Source organism: Flavobacterium acetivorans, from assembly GCF_020911885.1.
Taxonomy (GTDB): Bacteria; Bacteroidota; Bacteroidia; order Flavobacteriales; family Flavobacteriaceae; genus Flavobacterium; species Flavobacterium acetivorans.
This window is the reverse complement of sequence record NZ_CP087132.1, coordinates 3,072,586-3,095,870: the sequence shown is the minus strand read 5'-3', so window position 1 is coordinate 3,095,870 and position 23,285 is coordinate 3,072,586. Positions and strand designations below refer to the sequence as shown.

The following is a 23,285-nucleotide window of genomic DNA, read 5'->3' as shown; positions in this document are numbered from 1 at the left end:
TAATTCTTACTATCTTTCTTAGTTGGAGAGAACCAGAACAATTATCCTTGTAAATAATCTCTCCATGCCTCTACTATAACTTTAAAATCCGCAGTAGGCAAAACGAAATCGGGAGCAATATTATTATTTATATCCCATGCTTCTATGTCTCGATAAATATTAACATTTGTATTTTTTATGATGATAAGATACAGACTTTGTGTTGGAAATTCTATTTCTAATCCACTTGTATTAATCACTTCATTTACATGATTAACCAAATCATTTGCTTTTTCTAGATAATAAAAATCATTAAGGCACCCTGTCAAATAATCATTAATTGTAAAAATTTGCTTACCAAAATTAGTTTTGTTAATCAATTGTATTTTGTAATCTGATAATATATTCATATTCTATTTATTTTATTATTAACGTTTTGGCCAAATAGTCCTTATTTTTTCAGTAGCAGTATTCTCATTATCTATACTAGAATGAGCTTTTTTCCATCGCTCATACTACCCAAATATTGATTCCTGGTCCTGTATATATTTTTGAGGAATATGCCAAAGAAACATTTTCTAATAACTCTTCCTTTGTTCAATATCTTGGAAACATATTTCTCCTATCAATACATTATCATTATTAAATTCAACAATGGTTCCTGTGAAGGGTTCATTATTATAATAATATTCCGCTCCACCTCCAGCATCAAAGTTATTAATTTCAATATCATCAAAATTTACATTCATTTTTTTATTTTATAAAGGTTAATAAATCTGTTATTTAAAAACAATCTGCACATCTTGGCATAATTACTTTTGTAGTATTTAGCTTAACTTGTATATTTCTATTATATCCTATATATAGAGTTTTCTAACCAATCGTTAAAAATACTTTCATCAACTATTTCATTCCCAAATCGTTTTTTAATTAAATAATTTTTTTGATGAGATTTCCAAAATTATCATGCTCTTGATACGTTATTAAAACACCTTGATCATTCCATTCTTTAAAAGAACCATAAAATTTTCCACCATAATTTTCAAAAAACTCTATTTTTATTTGCCCATTAGTCCAATATTCCGCTTGACGACCATGCTGAATACCATCCATAAATTCAGCCTCTGAAGATAACTGAATAGTACCTGGAAAATATTCATATCGAATACCTGTAAAGGGCTCTTCATTATATAACCAGACTGCACCTCCCCAATTTGTAGGCATATCATCTATAGTTAAATTAGGATCATTAATATCTATTCGTGTCATAATAATTATTTTTTTTATGTTATAAAGGTTTGATAAAGGTAACTAAATCTAAAATATGAAAACAGTCTGCACATGTATGCATACCAACTTTTATCTGACCTACCCCCAATTCAATATTTCGATTATAACCTAATACATCATTTTTAAGCCATGCATCAAATACTTCATCAGTAATAGGTATATTATTTTCAAATTCATACTTAAAACGTTTTTTTGCTAAATTATCTAATGCTCTTACTTCTGCATGAGCACCTGGAAATTCACCTGGATTTTTACGAAACCTAACATCTTCTAAATTATAATTCTCTTTTCTAAAAGCTTTGACATCATCAACCCGTTTTTTTAAGTTAGGAAACATATTTTCTAAATATAGTTCATAGTCTCCGCCTACTCTTTGACATTCCTGTTTACTAAAATTATGGAAATAATCTGATTTTTTACCAGTATTTATATCCCACATTCCTGAAATTATAATATCTCTATCCGCAAGTTGTGCTTTACTTGTTGCTAAACTAATATGATTTAAAGCAAAAGCTTCTACTTCGTGTACTAAATCTAAACCTTCTTGACCAAATTTTGATAATATCTCAGCATCAGACAAGCGATTCCATTTTTTAAAATTCACATATAATCTATCAAATCTAAATAACCAAACATCCGGTTTATTTTTAGCAAACAGTTTCGCTGCTCCATCTAATTTCTCCCAACGATTTATTGATTGATGATTTGTAGCAAGAAAATCTAACCACTCATCAGATTGATTTCCAAAGCATGAGTAATCACGTACATCTGGTTTTTAGGAGTATAAATGATCAAAAACCGGAATTATTGATTGGTGATTTAAAAAGGTTTACTAGTCAATCAATTGTAAAAAGCATTCAAGAAAATCCAAGAGACCCGAGCCTGAAAGGCGAACTGGCGAAGCAAAGTAGAAAAGAGTTCTTGTTGGATTTTTTTAAAAAAGAAGTAGAAAAGAGTTCCAATGTAAAGCATTATCAGTTTTGGAGACACGATAACAAACCAATTGAGCTATGGAGTAATAAGCTTATTCAACAAAAGATAGATTATGTACATAATAATGCTGTAGAAGAAGGTCTAGTTTATAAAGCAGAAGATTATGTATATAGTAGTGCCATAGATTATTCGGGGCAAAAAGGATTAATTGACGATGTAGTAGTTTTTAGAATGTATGATGTTTAACGATAATGAACCACACGAAAGGATTCGTGCGGTAGCGGGCTAAGCTCCGGACTGGGCATAATATTAAAATGGTTTTTTGGAATGGTTTATAGAGGGAACGTTCGTTTTTACAAAAAAACTTCAAATAGCTGAGTAAAATCTTTTACCTCTAGACTCGTTCGTTTTCTTTTAAAAATATTTTTGGTAGAAAATAATTTAAGTCATAAACTTACAGAAGGAATAATCCTAGTTATAAAATATTCTAAATTTTATTAAATCAACAAAATATAACCTTCATAGCTAATGAAAACAAATACATTCTCAAATAAAAAAAACAGAATTATGACACGGTTCGTACTACTTTTCACTGTATTAACAGTAAGTCAAATAAGCTATAGTTGTTTCAAAGAAAAGAATGTTTCTCCTGTTTATAGTGAAATCCCGGATGCCAACTTTGAAGCATATTTAAAAACGATAGTACCAGATGCTTTTACTCCTGATAATAAATTCATTTCAAATCATCCTTCTGTTGTTTCTTTTGATAAAAGGATGAGTATTATAAATAAAAGCATTGGTTCTCTGTCTGGCATAGAATATTTTACTTCTTTGAAGGAACTTGATTGCCGAGACAATAAACTCGCTACTCTAGATGTGAGCAAAAACATAAATTTGACAAGCCTTAATTGTGGCTACAACCAACTCACTACTCTTAATTTAAAAAAGAACACGAAATTGACAAGACTTGAATGCTACAAAAATCAACTCACCTTGCTTGATGTAAGTATAAACATGAATCTTAAATGGCTTAATTGTGATGAAAATCAAATCATCTCCCTTAATTTAGGAAAAAATAATGTTTTGAGAAGAATTCATTGTAGCCAAAACCAACTTACTGCCCTTGATGTAAGCAAGAACAAGAATTTGACAATACTTGAGTGCTATCGTAATCAACTCACTTGCCTAGATATAAGTAAAAATAAGAGTTTGACAGGTCTTTATTGCTATAATAATAATCTTTCTTGTCTTGATGTAAGCAAAAACAAGAGTTTGGTCTTCCTTTGTATAGATGATTCCATCAAATGTTGTCATTTCAGTATAAAGGTTTTTAAAGATAGAGGAGGTCATTTGCTGGGCTCTTATTATCAAACAATACCTCCCTTTACCTGTCCATAATTTGAATATATTTATTAGATGCTGTTTTTTAAATATTTATAACTATTACTGTCTGTTTGGAGTTGATCCATTTCTTTTTTAAGAGCTTTCAATGAATCTGAACTTTCTTCCCCCGCTACCGCACGTAATGAAATTCAGCGAAGCTAATCCTTTCGTGTGGTTCGTGATTAAAGTGCAAAATTTGGTAAAAACTAATAATTATGAGTAGAAATTATAAATTTCACAATCTACCACGCTGCTGCACGAAATAAAATTCGACCCTATCAATCCCAGGCTGGCAACCATGGTATTTATACTCTCAAACAAAATCAATCAAGAAAAGTAATATTGTGCTATAGAAGAAGATTACAAAGCGGTTTTTGTTTGCAAGCCGCTTGTCGTCTCTTCTTTTCGGAGTTGTGCCATAAAATAGGAGGCAGGCATTTCAGTTCTTGCCTGAAAAGCGTGGGCAAAACGCTGGATAGAGCTAAAGCCTATTTCTTCGGCCAACGCTTTCTGATTATACTGTCGTAACTGCTTATTTTCCTCGAGAGCCTGAATCAGATAATCTATTTTCAGATCGTTGACATAAGTCACAAATTTTTTATGACGGTAATGGTACACAATCAGAGAGAGGTATTTCGTATTAGAGTTAAAACTGGCAGCCAGTTTCACCAGACTAATGTCCTGATCCAGGAATTTCTTGTCCTTTTCCCATTTTTCGAGTTGTTTGATTAGTTCAGCTGCTACTGTGGGATTAATGTCGGCAATACCACTATGTGGTATTTTAGTGGTTTCTTTTTGAGCTTTACCGTTTTTATCCATAAGAGCTTCGAATTTCTTTTGATACATACTTTTGTTTTTAAAATCCCGGTAGCCCAAGAAAAGCAGAATCATGAATAATAGGGTTACAATAGCAATGAAGATGATATCATTGTATTTTCCTTTATCGATTAAGTGTTCTAATTTTTGTTTTTCAATGATGTGGGTTTTATTATCATACTCCTTGTTTACTTTAGAGACGAGATAGAGATTGGTTTCATGCAGTAAACGATCTGCTTTGAAGAGCTGATCTATATAATACAAATGTAGCTTGGCATTGTCTTTTGTTTTATAGTAATTAATCAATAGTTGATAGCTTTCTAATAAGTCCCTTCGAGTAAATTGCCTGCTGTTCAGAATCTGATCCACCTTAGTAAAATAAGGGATGGCCGTTTCATGCTTTTTAAGAGCCCAATAACTTTTGCCAATGTAAAAGTTCCCTACTGCCTCATTGGCAAAATCGTCGTTATTTTCTAAGACAGCGACTGTATTTTTCAGATAATCAATCGACTGCTGGTAATTTTTCAGGAAATACTGATTGACTCCTTCCGAATGTTTAAAATAGCTAGTCATTTCCGGAACGGCTCGCTTTTCGCTTTCTCTGATTCCTTCGGCATTGGTTTGGGAGCACAGCCCGTAATTACCCACCTTATTATAGGAAAGTCCCAACGAATGCAAGGAATTAAGGTAGGCTCTGTCATGCTTCTTTTTATAATAACTGACGCATTCTCGCAACAAAGAAATGGCTTCTTCGTAAAACCCCGAATAGCTTTTTAGCAGCGCCATGTTGTATTTTACTTTATAGATGAGGTAGTAATCGTTTGTTCTGGCGATGTACTCGTTCGCAATCAGATAGTCGTCTAATGCCTCTTTGTATTTTTTCTGGGCATAAAAAACGATTCCTTTAGTCAGGAAAGCAGCCCCTATAGCGGCATCGTCACTTGTCTTCTTTGCTGCATAAACCATACTGTCGGCATAGACTAAACGCAGGGCTGGGGGAGACTGGTGCAATAGGCTTTGATAGCCATTTTGAAGTTCACGCCAGTTTTTACCCCGTTTCGCTTTTTTGACATAGCTAAACAAGTAGAGGGCAGCTCTGGTACTGTCATTTCTAAACTGATAAATCCGGTCTTCCAAATAACGAAAATCTTTGTGCTGGATCGAATCCGGAATTTGGAACGAGGCATTTTGCGACTGTAGCCAAAAGGGGACCAGTAGCACTAATTTAAAAAGCTGTTTCATAGGCGCATCAATTAAATTCGGGGATTGTTCTTTGTCTGGAAACAATCCTGTTATTGCAAGAGCTACGTACTGAATACTTTCAGCTAAACCAACTTCAAAAATAAGATAATCTATTGATAAATAACAATTTATTAACAGGAAAGCTACTGCGGATTTCGTGAAAATCCATAGTTGAAATCCTGAAAACCCACTATAATACTGTTGCAAAAGGATTTTAGAGTACATAGATTTACTCCGATTTCAAAAGCAAAAACTGTTGGTATCCTGCGATACTAAAACTTCAGGAAACCATTTTAATTTTTGTAAAAAACAACACACCTAAGCAAAAAACGACCCGAGTCCCGATGGTAATCGGGGAGAAGAGCTAAGCAAGCAGATATGACCGATAAAAAACATAAAATAGAGACAGATGAAATCGCCATTAACAACAAGTTTGCGTAAGCAATTGAATAATCATCGAACACCGATGAAAATAAAATATTGTGAGATAAACACCAATAAATAAAAAGGCGACCCGAGTCCCGATAGTTATCGGGACGAACTGGCGAAGCATACCATATATGACCGCCAACAAATAAATTTTACATATATGAAAATAGAACAAAAGAGAGTGTGTATCTACCCAAAAGACGTTCAGAGAGTGACAGGTAAAAGCTATCGTTATGCACGATTACTTCTGATTGAGATAAAAAAACAGCTGAATAAAGAAGAACATCAATTCATAAGTATTGAAGAGTTTTGCTCATACACGGGTTTAAAATTAGAACAAGTACAGCCACTGATTGTGGGCTAATTGGTTTCATTCTTTCTAATCTTGTTTGTTTTCCACTTCTTTTAGACGGTTGAGTTCTGTCGATGTAAAATCCAATGGCGTTGACCACCTCATTCCAATTTGAAATGACAACTGAATGCTATTAGGTGCTGTTCGTGAAAATAAATGATAATTTGTTGATTTTTAACAAACTGATTTGTGTTTGAGATGGATTTTTAACGTTTTTTATGGGGCAATTAAAATTGGAATTGGGTGGTCAGTTTAATCGTTTTTTCCATTTGATTTCATTTTTTATATATGTTGCATCCTATCAAAGAGCTGCAAAACATGATCAGTATAGCTTTATTTTTCATTGATATAATTTTTGAGGTGATCGTGCATTATTTCCCATTGCCATTTCCAAGTTGTTTTTCTACTTGAAGTATAACTCATAATAGTATCAGTAATTGTAGATTAAGAAAATATTAAACTATTAGATAGTTATGGAATCAACCCAGCACTTTTCGCACTGCTGTTTTTTTAATCTAGTGCATGCACATTTAAATCTTTGATTGTATGACCATTCATTCCATCAATTACTATATACTTATATTGTGATCTAAGTTCATTATAAAGAAGTATTTCATATTTAGATTTATTTTCTGAAGGGGTTGAACTTCTATCAATTCTTAAATCAAGTTTGGGATTGTCTATATTAATGTTAAAATCATTCAATAGTTTTTGTTTTAAATTTATAAATGTGAAAGGAAAATCTTTGTCAAAATTTTTCTCTTGAATAATATTTCCTTCTAAATCATAATCTTTATGTATTCCTACAGGACAATTAAACATAAAACTTCCTTCACCAATTAATACCAGTTTATCTTTATCATAAACATTAACTGTTGCTAATTTCTCTCCTATTTTATTTTTAATCTCTCTATAGATTTTACCTTGGTCTTCTAATTTAAAGACAGAATCGTTCTCTGTATATTTATATTGATTTTCCTTTTTAAATTTTGCTAATTTTATTCTATCAAGTTTTTTCGTGATTTTATTTTTTTTATCTGAACTATCGCTTCCTTTATTGATACTATTGATCTCCTTATTGGAATTTTTAATTTTCATCTTTTCAACATTCTTTTCATCTTTTTGACTATTACAACTCATGACAGAAAAAATAAAAATCATGGATATTAATATGTTTTTTAGGCGTAATTTCATAAATAAGTATATTTTTTAATGTTATTTCCGATATTTTCAGAATTTAATAAAAAAGGAGAAGAGATCTTAAAAATCATCGAAAGCTTTTATCTAAGAAACTACAGCAATTGTTGTTTTCTTTCAGATAAGATTTCACCTGTTTTTGCGTCGATTTTAATGTATTTAAAATCTCCCTTATTTACATTTATGTCATAATTTATTTCATGAATAAGTTTACCGCTTTTATTATCTACACCTCGATGGACTGATCTGTCTAATTTGCCATCATTTAAATTTACGTTATGGGTAAGTTTAATTTTTTCTATCAAATCGTAAACAGAAAAAGAAAAGCCCTCATCTTTATTTATTTCTTCAAGGATTTCTCCTTTTTCATTATATTTTCTATATATGCCAATTGGCGAATTATAAAAATAAGTGCCTGATTTAATCATTAAATTATTTTTTTTGTCATAAATAATAAAATTAGAAATTGATTCGGAGCTTTTTCTTTTACTTTCAAAATATGTTTCACCTTGATCTTTCAATTCGATAAAGGTATCATTTTTAATGAATTGTATTTTTTCATTTTCGGTATCAATTTCCTTAATTTTCTTCAGGTAGTTGTTATCAATTTTCTTCATAACAGTCATTTTTTTTATCTGCTTAATTTTATTTTCTTTGCCCATTGCACCCAATTAAGAATGCAGAAACAATAATGAGTATTTTAGTCTTCATAAACATAATCTTTAATATTGTTATGCATTATTTTCCATTGCCATTTCCAAGTTGTTTTTCTACTTGAAGTATAACTCATAATAGTATCAGTAGCCTTTGTCAGATTGTAAATTCCAATGGTGTTGACCACCTCATTCCAATTTGAAATGACAACTGAATGTTATTAGGTGCTGTTCGTGAATATAAATGATAATTTGTTGATTTTTAATAAACTGATTTGTGTTTGAAATCGATTTTTTTAATGTTTTTTATGGGGCAATTAAAATTGGAATTGGGTGGTCAGTTTAATCGTTTTTTCCAGTCAGTGCCTTATCTAATTTAATTATTTTATGATGCCAATCTCTCATAATCGTATTTTTATCTTCGTTTGTATATTATTTTATAATTTTTAAATCATTTGGTACAGTATTAAAGAAATAGAATCGATCTTGGAAGTTTGTTTCATTTATATCAGCATCTATTGCACCTAAGCCAATCCTTGAGTTTTGGTTTTTTGGAATTATAAAAAACAAAGCCTCAATTGAAGAATCACCGTTAAGTGTTTCCACCTTTTTGTATTTTTTATCACCGAAATACATTTCGGATTCTTTTTTAGAATTTTTGAAGAATATTTTTTCTGGAATTGATAGCTTACCAAAATCATAATTGCCAATGCTGTATTGATAAATACTAGTATAAATATTATGATTATACAATTCTTCGAACGATTCGTTTCTGAAATTTGAATTAGCGTAATATTCAATGACTCTGTTTGATATAGCGGCTACTGTCAAATTAAATTTCCTTAATTCCTTAATTTCTTTACTGTTAAATCTATCGAATTTGGTCGTATCTTTCTTATGAAAAAAAAAGACATTGTAGCAGTTAAAACCATAAGGTGGTTGGCTTCCGTATTGCTGAATTTCAATTTCTGTGTATTGATTTTTAAAAAACCTCCCTCCACTAAATTGATACATATTTAATGTATATCTTTTTTCTGTCCCAGATTTGTATTTAGTGTATTCGAGGGATAATTCGTTTAATAAATTTTTAATACTGTCACTAGAAAAAAAGTCTTTGTAGCTATATTTTGTAATAATTGCTATGTGAAAGGGGTCTTCGTTGTAGAGATATTTAAAATTTATATTTTCTATTTCCTTACCTTTTGCAATTCTGTTTTGAAATGTTCTTAAATAGCTGTCTTCCTTAGAATAATCCTTACCAAAGTTTTTTAATTTAGGTTTCTCAAAGCTGTAAGAAACATAATTGGGATCATAAAGCCTCAACTTCAATTCTCGCGGTAATCCTTCTAAATTTTGAAACCCCTTTTCATTATACTTTTTATGGTAAGACATTATAGTATTATACCCAGGAGGTATTTTATCAAAATAATAATACTTACCTTTCTTGTCGTACTGACCAGTAATAGCGGGAATTTCGAAACCTTCAAGAGTTACTTTAGCATCATCGATGTTTTTTCCTGTTTCGGCATCTTCAAGATAAATTTTTATTTCGTGAGTATTTTTTTGCTGAGCACAGATACATAATGATAGGAATGAAAAAACAAGGGTAAATAACTGTTTCATAGTAGGTGTGGTACTGTTAAATTGATCTGAGATGAATTCTGTTTTAAAAAGCTTTCTAATTTTGTGTAGAAACTAATTAAAGCTAATTTAAAAATAATAATCAAAAATCTGACCAATTTAAATAATGATCCACTTGTTAAAATAAATGATATGATTTTCTAATAAATCTTAAACCATAATAAAATACTAGAAATAAATCCTTGCCAGCCGAAATCTGGACCTTTTGCCAAAAAGTCAAATGGTTGATGAATTTTGTGGTGTTGATTGTTTTTACTTGGGTCTCTTTGCTTTGCTTTGCTTTGATTTCCATCGGCCTTGGAGTTCCTGCTCTTTTAGTTCACAGTCTACAGTTAGTTTATTGTTATCAAGACGAACCTTTGGGCTTTTTAATGTACGCCCTGGTTTGACTTGAGTAACATTCTTAAAAACTACTTTTCCGTTTTTTGGCATTCTAATAACGCCTGACATGAACTGCTGTCTTCTTGAATTTTAAAAACAGTATCATGTACGGTTTCTTTGATACTAATGGTTTTTACTTGTTCTTTGGCCAGAATGGGTTTCGGGCTACTACATGCAACTATAAGTAAGACTAAAATAAACAAAAAAAAATGCGGTTTAGTTTTTTGATCATGCTGTATATTGTTGATTATTGGTGTTTATTATTAGAGTATTAAATAGCATCTTATACTTTTTATATCTCTTTTTCTTTTTGCGACCTTGTAGTCCTCGCGTCTACCATTGTTATTCGTGTTTCCTTCGATAGTAAAAAGGATTGTTCCTACGACTTTATCGACTATTCGGGCCTGTCCGGTTCCATTTTTTAAGTCTATAATAAAAACATCACCAGGCTGAGCTGTTGTTTTTACTAAAAGAGGTCTGGCATTTTATTGGTCTAATACACCTCCGGTTTTCTTTAAAGGTTTATTTACTCCTAGTTGTATTATTGCTTTTTTGACTGACCAGTAAATGAAAGCCATGCACCACGGGTATCCTTTTGTGAGACCTACGCTTCTTAAAAAAAATCTCTACTTCAGAACCACAATTACTATTTCTGGGTATTTCCTCGACACCAACTTGAGCAATTGCAATTTCTAAGGTTTTTTGTGCTAGTGTCATTATTGCTGTTTTTTATGGATCAAAATCAAGAAATATTTGAAAAAATACTAGACGACAAATTATTCGGCGATTTAGTCAAGCAAATGATGTTGAAAAAAGTGTTTAATAAAATGAATGAATAAATAATATATTGTCTCATTCAGCTACATAAGAGTTTAGTATACGTATTCCTAAAGTCATTATAATTTTTAGCGATAGGCGAAGGGGCTTGGCTGAAAAAGAACATCTGTAATGATTCTCTAAGGAAAGGACATTGATTTAGGAACTTGTGTAAAAATCTTCATAGCTATAATTGACTAACAATATAAAAAATAGTCGCGCAGGGCTATCAGGGGATACGATATAATAAGTGATAAAAAACGAAAAAAAGCCCAGACCGCGAGGTCTGGGCTCTTAAAATACAACTCACAACCGAAATGGTTTCATTTCTTCTCCTTTCGAACGAGTTTTTTGAGCAAAATCGAGATACTGAAACTAACAACTGCTCCAATAATAGCCAGCACTATGGTTTTCAATAAGTCTTCCGATTGTAAATTCGGTAGCACACTCAAAAAAGTACCACTGGCAGTCCCTATGAGCGGACTGTTAGTCGTTTGCATCGGGATCATAATTAGGCTCGCCAGTCAACTGACTTACAGCCGATAATACACCACCGGCAACAGCCAGATAACCGCCTATCGAAACAAGGGTCAAGGGCAAGGCTACTGGTGCAGCAATAATACTGCCGCCAACTGCCGCCAAGGCAAGTCCGATATTTCGAAGCATTTTAAAAAATTTTGGAGTGGGAGCTTTCGCTCGTTTTAGTACATTCATAATTTCATTTTTTTGCAATTCCCTTAAGGAATCAAGATTGAACAATTAATAAAATACTCTCTTTCGCATCAAGCTGACTATAAATCAAGTTTTTAAGCTTTATAAAGGCTTTTTTTGATTGTAGCCCTAATCCCGGACCCGAAAGTTGACTAACAGGAGCAATACAACCCTCTAGCTCTTTTAAGGCATAGTTAGCGGGATGAAACAGAATCAAACTCCTGTTGGGAACATCCATAATTTCCAAATGCCAGCCAAATCGACTACTGTAGCGCTTTTCTAAAAAGTATTCCCCCTCCGGAATACAGGAAACTTGATATTGATTATCTTTCCAAGGCAGTTCAATCGTATGACAGACTGGCTTGCCTTTATAGAGAATGATCCCGTTAGTTCCTTCAGGGAAATACGTTCTGGTTAAGACCAAAACCATTTTACAAGCCGCTAACTGTTACCACAGACAATGGGTTATAGGAACCATTTTTCAAGGAGTACATGCTTCCATTGACTTCTTGGTAAAATTCCAATCCCACAACCAAAAAAAGTGGTTTACTGCTGTTAGGGGTCACCATATTAGTATGGTTAATAACTTCCGTTGGCAACATGTCCCAAGCTAATATCGCAGTTTCCGAATGGGATTCGACAAATGTTCCTGCTTCAAAATCAATTTCAGTTCCTGCCGAGATGATTTTAAAATGTGTTGTCCCTCCGGGAGCAGCAATCATATGAGCCGGCACAAAAGGAGCAAATTCAACCGTAATGGCACCGCTAACACGGTCAATACTTCCATTATAAGGAGCAAACAAACTGGATCCCAAGGTTCCATTAATATTAAATTCGAAACCGTTTAATAATTCAGCCTCTCCATCAATAACGTTGCGCAACCCCCTTGCACTGGTCATGTCGGCTTGAATCACTTTAATCATCCGCTGTGTCAATCGGCTGACCATTCTGCTGTCAGCAGCATTCAGTAGTAAAGATCGTATGGAAGCCCTCAGAATTTTTCCGGCTCTTCCTGCTCTTCCAAATTCAGAACCATTTTCCCTTGTTCGCTGAAAAATAGGATCGTTGGCAATTCGTTTGGCATCAACGCCTCCCTTTTCTCGCGCCATATGACCATCTTTAGTCTTGTAAAAGGTAATATCCCCGATAGTACCTCTCAATTTAATAATGCCTTTTTGCTTAGCCATAATTTTTGTTTATTATAATGTTGATATATAAAATGTTAGGTACATTTTTTCAAACCTTATAAAACCAATTTCGATGCATCTAAAAGCGGATTTATAGTACAAATCTTTAGCTATTTTATTGAAAATCAAAATGCTAGTGTTCATAAAGGCCCAAAAAGGGCTATAATGACCTTATTAGGTCTATTTTGGCTAGGACTTGTATAGCTATAATAGGATTTATTTAAGAAGCTGTATCGTTATTTCAGTACAAGGCAGATGGTGCATGGATGGTGCATGGATAGTGCATGGATAGTGCATGGATAGTGCATGGATAGTGCATGAGAATAAAACAGTATAGACAGCTACGCTTAGGCTGGCGCAAGCATCTTGCTTGTGCCCCTCAATGCATGAGAACAAAACAGCATAGACAGCTACGCTTAGGCTGGCGCAAGCATCTTGCTTGTGCTCCACAATCCTCTGCTAGTACGAGTCTCTTGTTCGTACCCATGAAGAAGATAGGATCTTTAGAAACGGGTTTTGTAAACGATCCTGTCAATTGGAAATTCAGTAATGCTAGGAATTATGGCAATAATGATCACAGCATTTTAGAAATAGATTGGAACTAGTTTGTCGGCACGAGCAAGAGGCTCGCCCCAACAGGCTTCATTATTCACTTTTGACAATTCACTTCTCACATCTCACAACCCACAACACACAACACACAACCCACAACTCACTTCTCACGACTCACTTCTCACGACTCCACAAGCTGGCGCAAGCATCTTGCTTGTGCCCCTCAATCCTCTGCTAGTACGAGTCTCTTGTTCGTACCCATAAAGAAGATAGGATCTTTAGAAACGGGTTTTGTAAACGATCCTGTCAATTGGAAATTCAGTAATGCCAGGAATTAGGGCAATAATGATCACAGCATTTTAGAAATAGATTGAAATTAGTTTGTCGGCACGAGCAAGAGGCTCGCCCCAACAGGCTTCACTATTCGTTATTCACTTTTGACAATTCACTTCTCACATCTCACAACTGGCAACACACAACCCACAACCCACAACTGACAACTCACTTCTCACGACTCACTTCTCACGACTCCGCAAGCTGGCGCAAGCATCATGCTTGTGTCCCTCAATCAAAATTCTATAGCACGCTTTCACAAACCACAGCCTGCACTTATCAAGTATGAATTCGAATAACGTCCTCTAACCACAACTAAGGATAAATAAAAACGAGTTAAAATATTGATTGTAAATAGTTTAACTCGTTTGTTGTTGGATTGTTGGTTCTGTTACTTCCCGATGCAGAAATTCGCAAAGATGTTTCCAAGCAATTCATCATTAGTCACTTGTCCGGTAATCATCCCAAAATGGTATAAAGCCTCGCGAATATCCAGAGCCATTAGGTCACTGGAAAGACCAGTTTCAAGACCGTATTTTACTTTACTTATTTCATCTAATGCTTTCAGTAGAGAATCATAATGTCTCGTATTGGTTACGATTGTCTCGTTATTACGCAAAGCACCGGTATTTACAAAAGACAGTAATTGATTCTTAAGATCATCTATACCGATGTTCTGCTTTGCTGAAATAGTTACGAGTTGTGTGTTGTCAGTTTGTAATTCTTTTTTAATGAATTCTAATTCCGATTCTTTTAATAAATCTACTTTGTTAATTACTATAACCAAAGGTTTTAATGGGAATTGATTTTTTATTTTTTCTATTTCTATTTTAACATTTGGCAAACGGTCAACCGCCAACTGAGAACTGTCAACTAAAAGTAAGACTACTTGAGCTTGCTCTATTTTTTCGAAAGTTTTCTTGATGCCAATGCTTTCTACTACATCTTGGGTTTCTCGAATCCCTGCCGTGTCTATGAATCGAAAACCAATACCACCAATGACTAATTCATCTTCAATAGTATCACGCGTTGTTCCGGCAATGTCCGAAACTATCGCGCGTTCTTCGTTCAATAAGGCGTTCAAAAGGGTTGATTTCCCCACATTGGGTTCGCCCACAATAGCCACGGGAATCCCGTTTTTGATGACGTTACCCACAGCAAAAGAGTCGATCAGGCGTTTGAGTACAAATTCAATACGGTTCAATAATTCATGAAACTGAGTTCTGTCGGCAAATTCTACATCTTCCTCGGCAAAGTCCAATTCCAATTCAATTAAGGAAGCAAAATTCAATAACTCCTCGCGCAATTTGGCTATTTCATTCGAAAAACCACCACGCATCTGTTGCATCGCAATTTGGTGCGAAGCTTCATTATCGGACGAAATCAAATCGGCTACAGCTTCTGCCTGAGACAAATCGAGTTTGCCGTTCAGGAAAGCTCGGAGCGTAAATTCTCCTGCATTGGCCATACGGCAGCCTTTTCGAAGCAACAACTGAATGATTTGTTGCTGGATATAAGTAGATCCATGGCAAGAAATCTCAATCGTATTCTCGCCCGTATAAGAGTTTGGACCTTTAAAGATAGAAATTAATACCTCGTCTAAAGTTTTATTGCCATCAATTATATGACCTAGATGTAAAGTATGTGATTTTTGTTGAAGTAAATCTTTGTTTTTAATGGATTTAAAAACACTATTGCCAATAGTGATAGCCTCATTTCCAGAAATTCGGATTACCGCAATGGCTCCCGCGCCCGAAGGTGTAGCCAATGCTACTATCGAATCGTTGTATAACATATTTTTTTATTCTAAGCTGCAAAGGTACTAAAACTTAATAAGTATACCCGTTGGCTGTAATTATTAAAAACCTCAGTTCGAGCTAAAATTTTTATTCAAAAAAAGCAATATTAGATGACCTTTTATATTTGTTCTAATCATATATCAAATTACTGTTATTTCCGCGATCAAATGGTCCTTAGCTTCCGCTCACAACTTCTCATCCCGCCCTTAAATTAAAAACGTCAAAAAACAACGATAAAACGGCGTGGCAGCAGTCCGCGAGTTGAGGACGAAGGACGAACGGCTCGGGCTGCGAAACATAGTTTTGAGGTAGTTTTTAAGTTTTGAATTTTGAGGCTTGATCTTTTGTTTCTTTTGCATCAAGGCAAAAGAAAAAACACAATTACTAAAACTAATTCTAATACTATTGAAAAACCAAGAACAGAATGGAGAAGCAGTGGTCAGTAGTCAGTGAGTAAATAACAGAGAACAGACAACCAATAACAGAAAACTCACAACTTCTCACCCCGCCCTTAAATTAAAAACATAGAAAAACAACGATAAAACGACGTGGCAGCAGTCCGCGAGTTGAGGACGAAGGACGAACGGCTCGGGCTGCGGAACATAGTTTTGAGGTAGTTTTTAAGTTTTTAATCCCGATAGCTATCGGGATGAGGCTTGATTTTTTTGTTACCGTCACCCTGAGCGAAGTCGAAGGGTTGATCAAGCAAAAAAGAAAATCAGTAACCTTATTTTTTTTCTTCTAATAAAAAACGTCATTACTAGTGCTTTCTATCGAAAATCAAACTAACGAAAAATTATTATCAAAAACGAATTACATCTAACGGCTTAAGTATCTGATTTTTTAAGAACTTCTGTTGTAATTGAAATAAAAAAAAATATAAACAACTGATAATTATCACATTAAAACCGTAACTTTAGATGTAAATTTGATTAGTATCCACTTTAAAGATTTGTAAAATGAAACGAATTCTATTTCCAACCGATTTTTCTGAAGTAGCGACTAATGCATTTGTTCATGCCTTAGAATTTGCAAAAATTGTTCAAGGCGAGCTTATTTTATTGCATACTTTTGAGTTGCCTGTGTTTGATAATCAGTTTTTTCCTGAAAATTATATGGTTATTTATGAATCTGTTGAATTGTCTCAATTTGATATGTTTAAAGACGAGATTCCAAAACTTCGCGCTATTGCAAAGGAACGTAATCTGGATAAAATAAAGATGACACACCGTTTGATGGATGGAGATTTAATTTACAATATCAATAAATCAATCAAAGAAGATAAGATTGATTATATGGTTATGGGAACCGAAGGCGCTTCGGGTTGGTCTGAGTTTTTTATGGGTACAAATACTGGAGCGGCTTTAATGGATGTCAAGATTCCATTGCTTTGTGTTCCTATGGAAGCACAGTTTAAAAAAATCCATACTATCGGTTTTACAACCCGTTTCAGACCAAAAGATAAAAAAGCACTGAAGAAGGTATTGGAAATAGCCAAGATGGCTCAAGCTGATTTAAAATGTCTTTATGTGAAAACCGGAAAATCAGATGTTGATAAGGAAACCATTAAAAAATGGGAAGAGGAATTTGCTGCTGAACCCATCGAATTTTTTGTAATTGCAGGCGATGAAGTAAAAGAAACCATATTAGATTTTATTTTGTACAAAGAAATTGATATCTTGACCATGCTAACTTATAAAAGAAGCTTTTTTGAAGGATTGTTTCATCCCAGTTTGACTAAAAAATTTGCCAATAGTTTTGATGTTCCTATCTTATCCATTCATATAGAGTAGCAGATTTTTTTCAACTGTTTTAGCCGTTTATTTAACCATTTATTTGCTTTCGTAGCGCTATATTTGTATTTCATAAAATTGGAATATGGAAATATATAAAGCAAAAAGCAAAGACTTTTCTGAAGAATTAAGTAAAATCACCAAAAAATACAACAGTATCAGTGTTCTTAGATTGGTATGTATTGTTTTTTTTGTCGGTTCACTCTACTATTATTTCCAGAAGGAGGGAATGATTTTCATTGCTTTGGCAGTGGCTTTTTTTGCGGTTTTCATTTTTTTGATGCGTATTCATTCGAACTTGCTTTTTAAAAGAAAATTAAATACGGCACTTTTAGAAGTAAATAAAAATGAGCTTTCCTATTTAGAAAGAAAATCAATCCCTTTTGAAAATGGACAGGAATTCAATGATTTTCATCATCCTTATGCCTATGACTTAGATGTATTTGGCGAAAACTCCTTGTTTCAAAATCTGAATAGAACAGCCACCTATATTGGAAAAAAGACATTGGCAGGCCAAGTGTTAAACCTTTTGCCTAATCAGGAAATTCTAGACAATCAGCAGGCGGTAAAAGAGCTGACTCAAAAAATAAATTGGCGACAGCATTTCTTGGCTTTGGCCAAAATAAGTCAGGATAATCAATCCAGTTACGAGATTTTATTAAAGTGGAGTGTTTTTAACAGCAAGCCTTTGTCAAAAGTGGCGCTTTTTATTTCTTATGCTTCACCAGTTGTTTTCACAGGATTTGTTTTGGCTTATTTCTTGACTTCTAATTCCGTTTTCTTGTCTCTGATGGCTTATTTGTTTGTCTTTAATTTAGCTTTTCTAGGAAGATTTTTAAAGCGTATTCAAATCGAAATTGCCAATTCATCCAATATTGATCAAATTATCAATCAGTACGGCTTACTGATGCAACAAATAGAAGAGGAATCCTTTGAATCCGAAAAGCTAATGGCATTGCAGGCAAAACTGAAATACAAGAAAGAGAATGCCAGTATTCATTTGAAGCAATTGGCTTCTTTATTTTCTAAAATGGACAGTATTGCCAATCTGGTTACGGCATCCTTATTCAACGGGACTTTTCTTTTTAATATTCATGTTTTAAAGAATTTGATTCAGTGGAAGGCAGATCATACGCAAGCCTTGGAGGAATGGCTAGACGTCATTGGAGAATTTGAAATGCTTAACAGTCTGGCTAATTTTTCTTACAATAACCCTGAATTTGTCTATCCAACATTGAATTCCAACTATAAAATTGATTTTTCCAATTTGAGTCATCCATTGCTGAATTCAAAAAATAGGGTAGGAAATGAAGTCTCTTTTTATCCGCAATCCTATATGATTTTGACGGGATCTAATATGTCCGGGAAAAGTACTTTTCTGCGCAGTTTAGGTGTCAATATGGTTTTGTCTGGCATGGGTTCTGTTGTTTGCGCAAATCAGGCCAATGTACATCCGTTACCGGTCCTGGTTTCGATGCGATTATCAGATTCCTTATCGGATAGTGAATCCTACTTTTTTGCCGAAATAAAGCGTTTGAAACAAATTATGGATGAACTGGAAGGAAGACCTGCTTTTGTTTTACTAGATGAGATTTTAAGAGGAACAAACTCTGACGACAAACGAAATGGAACTATTGAAGTGGTTAAAAAAGTCATTGGTAAAAAAGCGATTGGCGCCATTGCAACCCATGATATTGAGGTTTGTTTGACCACAAATGAATTTCCGGATCAGTTAGTCAACAAATGTTTTGAGGTCGAAATTCAAAATGAGGAACTGTATTTTGATTACAAACTTCGCGACGGTATTTGCAAAAATAAAAGTGCCACTTTCCTGATGAAAAAAATGGGAGTTATCTAGAAGTTAGATGTGAGAAGTGAGGATTTTCAAAACCTTGCGATAATGTGCCCTTTGCGGTAAAATATTTACGTTTAATTTTTATTGCTCCACAGTTTTTCGTTTTGATCCAAAATAGCTTTCTCTTTCTGATATTGAATAATTTCAGAACAAAAAAAAAACCGCATATCCTGGTTAGGGAAATAGCGGTTTTTTCAATATAAAAAATGGTTTGGTTAATAGCGTATTTTGAATTACAATGATAAGTATTATATGTTAATTATCAAAAAAAAGAACAATAAGATATTAACATATTGTTAACTATTCAACATAACTGGCATTACTAACATAGTAACGGTTTCACCTTCTTCTAGTCCATCAACAGGAGTCAGGATTCCGGCTCTGTTAGGTAATGACATTTCTAGCATGATCATGTCTGATTGTAAGTTGGTCAGCATTTCAGTAAGAAAACGGGAATTATATCCTATTTGCATATCGTCACCTTGATAGTCACAAGTCAATCTTTCTTCGGCTTTGTTTGAATAATCGATATCTTCGGCAGAAACATTCAACTCAGCACCGGCAATTTTCAAACGGATTTGGTGTGTTGTTTTGTTAGAGAAAATTGCAACACGACGTACAGAACTCAAGAATTGAGAACGGTCAATCATTAATTTATTTGGATTCTCTTTTGGGATAACCGCTTCATAGTTTGGATATTTTCCGTCTATTAAACGACACATCAAGATGTAATTGTCAAAAGAGAAAGTAGCGTTTGAATCGTTGTACTCGATTTTCACTTCAGCATCCGAAGTAGAAAGGATATTCTTTAAAATAGTCAATGGTTTCTTTGGCATGATAAAATCAGCAACCTGAGAAGCTTTTACATCTGTACGAGCATATTTTACTAATTTGTGCGCATCTGTAGCCACAAAAGTCAAACCTTCAGGAGAAAATTGGAAAAACACTCCTGACATTACCGGACGCAAATCATCATTACCGGCAGCAAAAATAGTTTTGCTAATCGCTGTGGCCAATACATCAGCAGGAACTAAGGTTACAGACGGTTCTTCTAAATTTACCGCTTTCGGGAATTCTTCTCCTGGAGCGTATGCTAGAGCATATTTACCAGAATTTGAACTGATTTCAATGGTATTATTTTCTTCAACAGTAAAAGTTAAGGGCTGTTCAGGGAAAGTTTTTAGGATTTCCAAAAGTAATTTTGCAGGTACCGCAACACTTCCTTTACTGGTAGAATCAATAGCTAAAGTGGCAGACATAGTAGTCTCTAAATCGGATGCTGAAACCGTCAATTCATTGTGGTCCAATTCAAATAGAAAGTTGTCCAAAATAGGCAAAGTATTGCTACTGTTGATAACGCTACCTAAAACTTGTAATTGTTTTAATAAGTATGAACTCGATACTATAAATTTCATCTGTTTTATTTTATTTTTTTGTGGTATCTATCTTAGTTTGTAAAATAAAATACATTTTACAAATATATCGTAAACTATTCTAGTAAAGAAACTTTTTTATTAACATCTAGCGGCTGTATTTTCGCTTTCGTAGAAATGTAAATACGGTTCCAAAAAGAATTAAAATTAGGATTGGTAGCCCGATAGTTAGGAGTTGTGTTCGAGTATAGTTTTCGTAAACTTTTTCTTTATCCAATAAAGGCAAATCAAGATCTTTAGATCGAATGTTAATAAGTCCGGTGTCATCGAGTAAATAGTTGACACAATTCAATAAGAAATCTTTGTTGTCATATAAATTCCCTGATCTTTGGTCATAACCCAATTCTACCGGCTGAAAGTTTTTGTCAAGTTGATTTTTTACCAAATCACCATCTGAGATTACAATCATTTTGTTTTCCATTCCTTTAGCATTGAAATTTTTCTGTTCAAAAGGCAAAACCCTGTTCTCGAACATGGAGTTGAAAGAACCTTCCAGCAAAACTGCCAAGGGCATATTTCCGGTATTTATATAATGATTTGGACTGGTTTCTTCGGCAACAATATTCAAATTGACCTCTGATGGAGTTCCTATTTTTTTAGAATATTGGGACGATTGTAAAAGCACCGTTTTCTTGATTCCGTTTTTCAAAGTGTCAATAGGATTGGCAAAATCAAATTTAACACCACCTAAATTTTTCACAATAGGATGCGTACTTTCTGGATAGACCAATGGGGCGAATTTCCAATTGAAATCTTGATATTGGGTAGCGCTCCCTTGTTCGCCCGAAGCTAGTTTTATAGGACTTCCTTGCTCGTCTTTGACAATGTCAGGATTGATTCTTATTCCGTATTTAAAGAACATGTCGTTCAAATTCAAATCTCTAGGAAAAGCTAAAGTAGCACCGGAATTGTTGTAAAGACTATCCATTTCTACCGCAACTTGGTCTATCAGCCAGATGGTTTTCCCGCCATTGATGATGAACTGGTCTAACACTTGTTTTTCGGAATCAGAGAAAGTTTCAGTGGGTTTTGCAATGATTGCCAAATCATATTTTTCCAATGCATTCAAAGTCGCTGTTGGATTTTTTGCAACAGAATCTAAGGTAAACGGACCGATATGATAACTTTCTCTAATTTGCAGAAGAAATTTAGCCATTCTAATATCTTGTAGTTCTCCGTTTCCTTTGACTACGGCAATCTTTTTTTGTTTGTCTTTGGTAATCTTATTCAAAGCATCTGCAATAGAATATTCAAGATGCTGAACAGATCCAATCACTTTGTCAGTTGTCGAAGCACCCATTCGGTTTTTCAACAAAGGAATATTGACTTCCTTATTATTATAAACGGCAGTCGCCCAAGGAAAAACCATAGCTTGAGATTGCTTTCCTTTATCGTCAACAGTGATGTTTATAGGTGTCAGCCCTTTTAAATAAAGTGCTTTAACGTTATTCATGCTATCTTCTTCATTTTCCAAGGGATTGACAAACTCAAATACAATATTCGAATTGTAGGCCTGAAATTCTTCTAGCAGCTGTTTAGTTTCCTGCTGTAATCTTTTGAATTCAGCCGGTAAATCGCCTTGCATGTATATTCGTATCGAAAGCGGTTCTTTGATCTGTTGAACGATATTCAAAGAAGTAAGAGAAAGGGTGTAGCGTTTGTCTTTCGTTAAATCAAATCGATGAAAAAATTGAGAACCAATACCATTTAGAACCAACAAGATTAGGATGATGAACAATACGTTTTTCAGGTTGTTTTTTTTATGAAGTACCATTACAATTTAAAAGATTTAAGTTTATAAACAGTAAACGAAAGAAACAACGTCGTTATACTTACAAAATAAAGAACATCTCTGGTGTCAATAACGCCACGGCTCATACTCTTAAAATGATCCTGCATACCTACCGCCAAAATTAAGTTCGAAAATGCAGGTAATAGCGAGGCGAGACCTTCAAATCCAAAATAGAAAAAGAAACATAAAAAAACAGCAACAATAAAGGCCACAATTTGATTCTCAGAAAGGGTAGAGGTAAATATTCCAATGGAGGTATAGGCAGAAATTAAGAATAATAATCCAAAATAAGATCCGATGGTACTTCCCATATCGATATTGCCTTCTGGCATTCCAAGGTTAGAAATTACAATAACATAGATAAATGTTGGAATAATGGCCAATACGATTAATAAGAAGGATCCAAGAAATTTTCCGTTTACTATTTGCCAAATACTTAATGGTTTAGTAAGTAATAATTCAAGGGTTCCTTGTTTTTTCTCATCCGAAAAACTGCGCATGGTTACCGCAGGAATCAAGAAAATTAAAATCCAAGGCGATAGAGTGAAAAAGGGGCTCATGTCAGCAAAACCAGTATTTAGGATGTTGTATTCTCCTTCAAATACCCAAAGGAATAATCCGTTTAGAATTAGAAATAATACAATCACTAAATACCCAATAGGCGAACCGAAAAAGGATTTTATTTCTCTTAAAACTATTGATTTCATTTTTTTTAATT

Annotated in this window: 22 protein-coding genes; 5 read left to right on the top strand and 17 right to left on the bottom strand. The window is 33.9% G+C overall.

Annotated elements, in window-relative coordinates:
* Positions 1-41 precede the first annotated feature (41 nt).
* The 4 genes from LNP19_RS13400 to LNP19_RS13385 form a co-directional block, all read right to left on the bottom strand.
* Complete coding sequence (locus LNP19_RS13400; protein WP_230062404.1) at positions 42-389, bottom strand: hypothetical protein; 348 nt, start codon at positions 387-389, stop codon at positions 42-44.
* A 168-nt stretch (positions 390-557) separates the two neighbouring features.
* Positions 558-728 carry a type 1 glutamine amidotransferase family protein gene (locus LNP19_RS13395; RefSeq protein ID WP_230062403.1) on the bottom strand — a complete coding sequence of 57 codons (171 nt, stop codon included), beginning with the start codon at positions 726-728 and terminating at the stop codon, positions 558-560.
* 181 nt (positions 729-909) lie between these two features.
* A complete protein-coding gene (locus tag LNP19_RS13390) occupies positions 910-1,248 on the bottom strand; it encodes a toxin-antitoxin system YwqK family antitoxin (RefSeq protein ID WP_230062402.1) in 339 nt (112 codons plus the stop codon).
* A gap of 19 nt (positions 1,249-1,267) precedes the next feature.
* A complete protein-coding gene (locus LNP19_RS13385) occupies positions 1,268-1,873 on the bottom strand; it encodes a hypothetical protein (RefSeq protein WP_230062401.1) in 606 nt (201 codons plus the stop codon).
* 146 nt (positions 1,874-2,019) lie between these two features.
* Here LNP19_RS13385 and LNP19_RS13380 point away from each other — a divergent pair, with 146 nt between their 5' ends.
* Positions 2,020-2,448, top strand: coding sequence for a hypothetical protein (locus LNP19_RS13380; protein ID WP_230062400.1), 429 nt, complete (start codon positions 2,020-2,022; stop codon positions 2,446-2,448).
* Between the two features lie 282 nt (positions 2,449-2,730).
* Positions 2,731-3,600 carry a leucine-rich repeat domain-containing protein gene (locus LNP19_RS13375; protein ID WP_230062399.1) on the top strand — a complete coding sequence of 290 codons (870 nt, stop codon included), beginning with the start codon at positions 2,731-2,733 and terminating at the stop codon, positions 3,598-3,600.
* A gap of 345 nt (positions 3,601-3,945) precedes the next feature.
* On the opposite strand, the gene LNP19_RS13370 is transcribed toward LNP19_RS13375, so the two are convergent.
* The gene (locus LNP19_RS13370; RefSeq protein WP_230062398.1) at positions 3,946-5,868 is read right to left on the bottom strand and encodes a helix-turn-helix domain-containing protein; all 1,923 of its coding nucleotides are present in this window, start codon (positions 5,866-5,868) and stop codon (positions 3,946-3,948) included.
* 364 nt (positions 5,869-6,232) lie between these two features.
* Between LNP19_RS13370 and LNP19_RS13365 the strand changes: the two genes are divergently transcribed.
* Entirely contained in the window at positions 6,233-6,436 is a 204-nt protein-coding gene (locus LNP19_RS13365) for a hypothetical protein (RefSeq protein ID WP_072944544.1), read from the top strand.
* A gap of 498 nt (positions 6,437-6,934) precedes the next feature.
* Here the strand turns inward: LNP19_RS13365 and LNP19_RS13360 are convergent, their stop codons facing one another.
* The 9 genes from LNP19_RS13360 to mnmE form a co-directional block, all read right to left on the bottom strand.
* The gene (locus tag LNP19_RS13360; RefSeq protein WP_230062397.1) at positions 6,935-7,618 is read right to left on the bottom strand and encodes a hypothetical protein; all 684 of its coding nucleotides are present in this window, start codon (positions 7,616-7,618) and stop codon (positions 6,935-6,937) included.
* 98 nt (positions 7,619-7,716) lie between these two features.
* Positions 7,717-8,283 carry a hypothetical protein gene (locus tag LNP19_RS13355; protein ID WP_230062396.1) on the bottom strand — a complete coding sequence of 189 codons (567 nt, stop codon included), beginning with the start codon at positions 8,281-8,283 and terminating at the stop codon, positions 7,717-7,719.
* A 38-nt stretch (positions 8,284-8,321) separates the two neighbouring features.
* Positions 8,322-8,462, bottom strand: coding sequence for a hypothetical protein (locus LNP19_RS13350; RefSeq protein WP_230062395.1), 141 nt, complete (start codon positions 8,460-8,462; stop codon positions 8,322-8,324).
* A gap of 244 nt (positions 8,463-8,706) precedes the next feature.
* Positions 8,707-9,897, bottom strand: coding sequence for a hypothetical protein (locus LNP19_RS13345; protein WP_230062394.1), 1,191 nt, complete (start codon positions 9,895-9,897; stop codon positions 8,707-8,709).
* 270 nt (positions 9,898-10,167) lie between these two features.
* Positions 10,168-10,365, bottom strand: a complete 198-nt coding sequence (locus tag LNP19_RS13340) for a hypothetical protein (protein WP_230062393.1) — start codon at positions 10,363-10,365, stop codon at positions 10,168-10,170.
* A gap of 1,233 nt (positions 10,366-11,598) precedes the next feature.
* Positions 11,599-11,826, bottom strand: coding sequence for a hypothetical protein (locus LNP19_RS13335; protein ID WP_230062392.1), 228 nt, complete (start codon positions 11,824-11,826; stop codon positions 11,599-11,601).
* 31 nt (positions 11,827-11,857) lie between these two features.
* On the bottom strand, positions 11,858-12,253 hold the full coding sequence (locus tag LNP19_RS13330; RefSeq protein ID WP_230062391.1) for a DUF5675 family protein: 396 nt from the start codon (positions 12,251-12,253) through the stop codon (positions 11,858-11,860).
* A 1-nt stretch (position 12,254) separates the two neighbouring features.
* Positions 12,255-13,010, bottom strand: a complete 756-nt coding sequence (locus tag LNP19_RS13325; protein WP_230062390.1) for a hypothetical protein — start codon at positions 13,008-13,010, stop codon at positions 12,255-12,257.
* A gap of 1,276 nt (positions 13,011-14,286) precedes the next feature.
* Positions 14,287-15,690, bottom strand: a complete 1,404-nt coding sequence (gene mnmE / locus LNP19_RS13320) for a tRNA uridine-5-carboxymethylaminomethyl(34) synthesis GTPase MnmE (protein ID WP_230062389.1) — start codon at positions 15,688-15,690, stop codon at positions 14,287-14,289.
* A gap of 963 nt (positions 15,691-16,653) precedes the next feature.
* On the opposite strand from mnmE, the gene LNP19_RS13315 reads away from it, so the two are divergent.
* Complete coding sequence (locus LNP19_RS13315) at positions 16,654-17,487, top strand: universal stress protein (protein WP_230062388.1); 834 nt, start codon at positions 16,654-16,656, stop codon at positions 17,485-17,487.
* A gap of 85 nt (positions 17,488-17,572) precedes the next feature.
* Positions 17,573-19,345: a MutS-related protein gene (locus LNP19_RS13310; RefSeq protein ID WP_230062387.1), complete on the top strand. Its 1,773-nt coding sequence runs from the start codon at positions 17,573-17,575 to the stop codon at positions 19,343-19,345.
* A 293-nt stretch (positions 19,346-19,638) separates the two neighbouring features.
* Here the strand turns inward: LNP19_RS13310 and dnaN are convergent, their stop codons facing one another.
* The 3 genes from dnaN to gldF form a co-directional block, all read right to left on the bottom strand.
* A complete protein-coding gene (gene dnaN, locus LNP19_RS13305; protein WP_230062386.1) occupies positions 19,639-20,757 on the bottom strand; it encodes a DNA polymerase III subunit beta in 1,119 nt (372 codons plus the stop codon).
* Positions 20,758-20,863: 106 nt separating this feature from the next.
* A complete protein-coding gene (gene gldG, locus LNP19_RS13300; protein ID WP_230062385.1) occupies positions 20,864-22,549 on the bottom strand; it encodes a gliding motility-associated ABC transporter substrate-binding protein GldG in 1,686 nt (561 codons plus the stop codon).
* A complete protein-coding gene (gene gldF, locus LNP19_RS13295) occupies positions 22,549-23,274 on the bottom strand; it encodes a gliding motility-associated ABC transporter permease subunit GldF (protein ID WP_230062384.1) in 726 nt (241 codons plus the stop codon). The genes gldG and gldF overlap by 1 nt, the downstream gene beginning before the upstream one ends.
* Between the last annotated feature and the right edge of the window lie 11 nt (positions 23,275-23,285).

What these genes read in the sequence shown, in the direction of transcription:
- LNP19_RS13400 (WP_230062404.1), bottom strand. Translation starts at nt 389, where the DNA reads ATGAATATATTATCAGATTACAAAATACAATTGATTAACAAAACTAAT.
- LNP19_RS13395 (WP_230062403.1), bottom strand. Translation starts at nt 728, where the DNA reads ATGAATGTAAATTTTGATGATATTGAAATTAATAACTTTGATGCTGGA.
- LNP19_RS13390 (WP_230062402.1), bottom strand. Translation starts at nt 1,248, where the DNA reads ATGACACGAATAGATATTAATGATCCTAATTTAACTATAGATGATATG.
- LNP19_RS13380 (WP_230062400.1), top strand. Translation starts at nt 2,020, where the DNA reads ATGAGTAATCACGTACATCTGGTTTTTAGGAGTATAAATGATCAAAAA.
- LNP19_RS13375 (WP_230062399.1), top strand. Translation starts at nt 2,731, where the DNA reads ATGAAAACAAATACATTCTCAAATAAAAAAAACAGAATTATGACACGG.
- LNP19_RS13370 (WP_230062398.1), bottom strand. Translation starts at nt 5,868, where the DNA reads ATGTACTCTAAAATCCTTTTGCAACAGTATTATAGTGGGTTTTCAGGA.
- LNP19_RS13365 (WP_072944544.1), top strand. Translation starts at nt 6,233, where the DNA reads ATGAAAATAGAACAAAAGAGAGTGTGTATCTACCCAAAAGACGTTCAG.
- LNP19_RS13360 (WP_230062397.1), bottom strand. Translation starts at nt 7,618, where the DNA reads ATGAAATTACGCCTAAAAAACATATTAATATCCATGATTTTTATTTTT.
- LNP19_RS13355 (WP_230062396.1), bottom strand. Translation starts at nt 8,283, where the DNA reads ATGGGCAAAGAAAATAAAATTAAGCAGATAAAAAAAATGACTGTTATG.
- LNP19_RS13345 (WP_230062394.1), bottom strand. Translation starts at nt 9,897, where the DNA reads ATGAAACAGTTATTTACCCTTGTTTTTTCATTCCTATCATTATGTATC.
- LNP19_RS13340 (WP_230062393.1), bottom strand. Translation starts at nt 10,365, where the DNA reads ATGTCAGGCGTTATTAGAATGCCAAAAAACGGAAAAGTAGTTTTTAAG.
- LNP19_RS13335 (WP_230062392.1), bottom strand. Translation starts at nt 11,826, where the DNA reads ATGAATGTACTAAAACGAGCGAAAGCTCCCACTCCAAAATTTTTTAAA.
- LNP19_RS13330 (WP_230062391.1), bottom strand. Translation starts at nt 12,253, where the DNA reads ATGGTTTTGGTCTTAACCAGAACGTATTTCCCTGAAGGAACTAACGGG.
- LNP19_RS13325 (WP_230062390.1), bottom strand. Translation starts at nt 13,010, where the DNA reads ATGGCTAAGCAAAAAGGCATTATTAAATTGAGAGGTACTATCGGGGAT.
- mnmE (WP_230062389.1), bottom strand. Translation starts at nt 15,690, where the DNA reads ATGTTATACAACGATTCGATAGTAGCATTGGCTACACCTTCGGGCGCG.
- LNP19_RS13315 (WP_230062388.1), top strand. Translation starts at nt 16,654, where the DNA reads ATGAAACGAATTCTATTTCCAACCGATTTTTCTGAAGTAGCGACTAAT.
- LNP19_RS13310 (WP_230062387.1), top strand. Translation starts at nt 17,573, where the DNA reads ATGGAAATATATAAAGCAAAAAGCAAAGACTTTTCTGAAGAATTAAGT.
- dnaN (WP_230062386.1), bottom strand. Translation starts at nt 20,757, where the DNA reads ATGAAATTTATAGTATCGAGTTCATACTTATTAAAACAATTACAAGTT.
- gldG (WP_230062385.1), bottom strand. Translation starts at nt 22,549, where the DNA reads ATGGTACTTCATAAAAAAAACAACCTGAAAAACGTATTGTTCATCATC.
- gldF (WP_230062384.1), bottom strand. Translation starts at nt 23,274, where the DNA reads ATGAAATCAATAGTTTTAAGAGAAATAAAATCCTTTTTCGGTTCGCCT.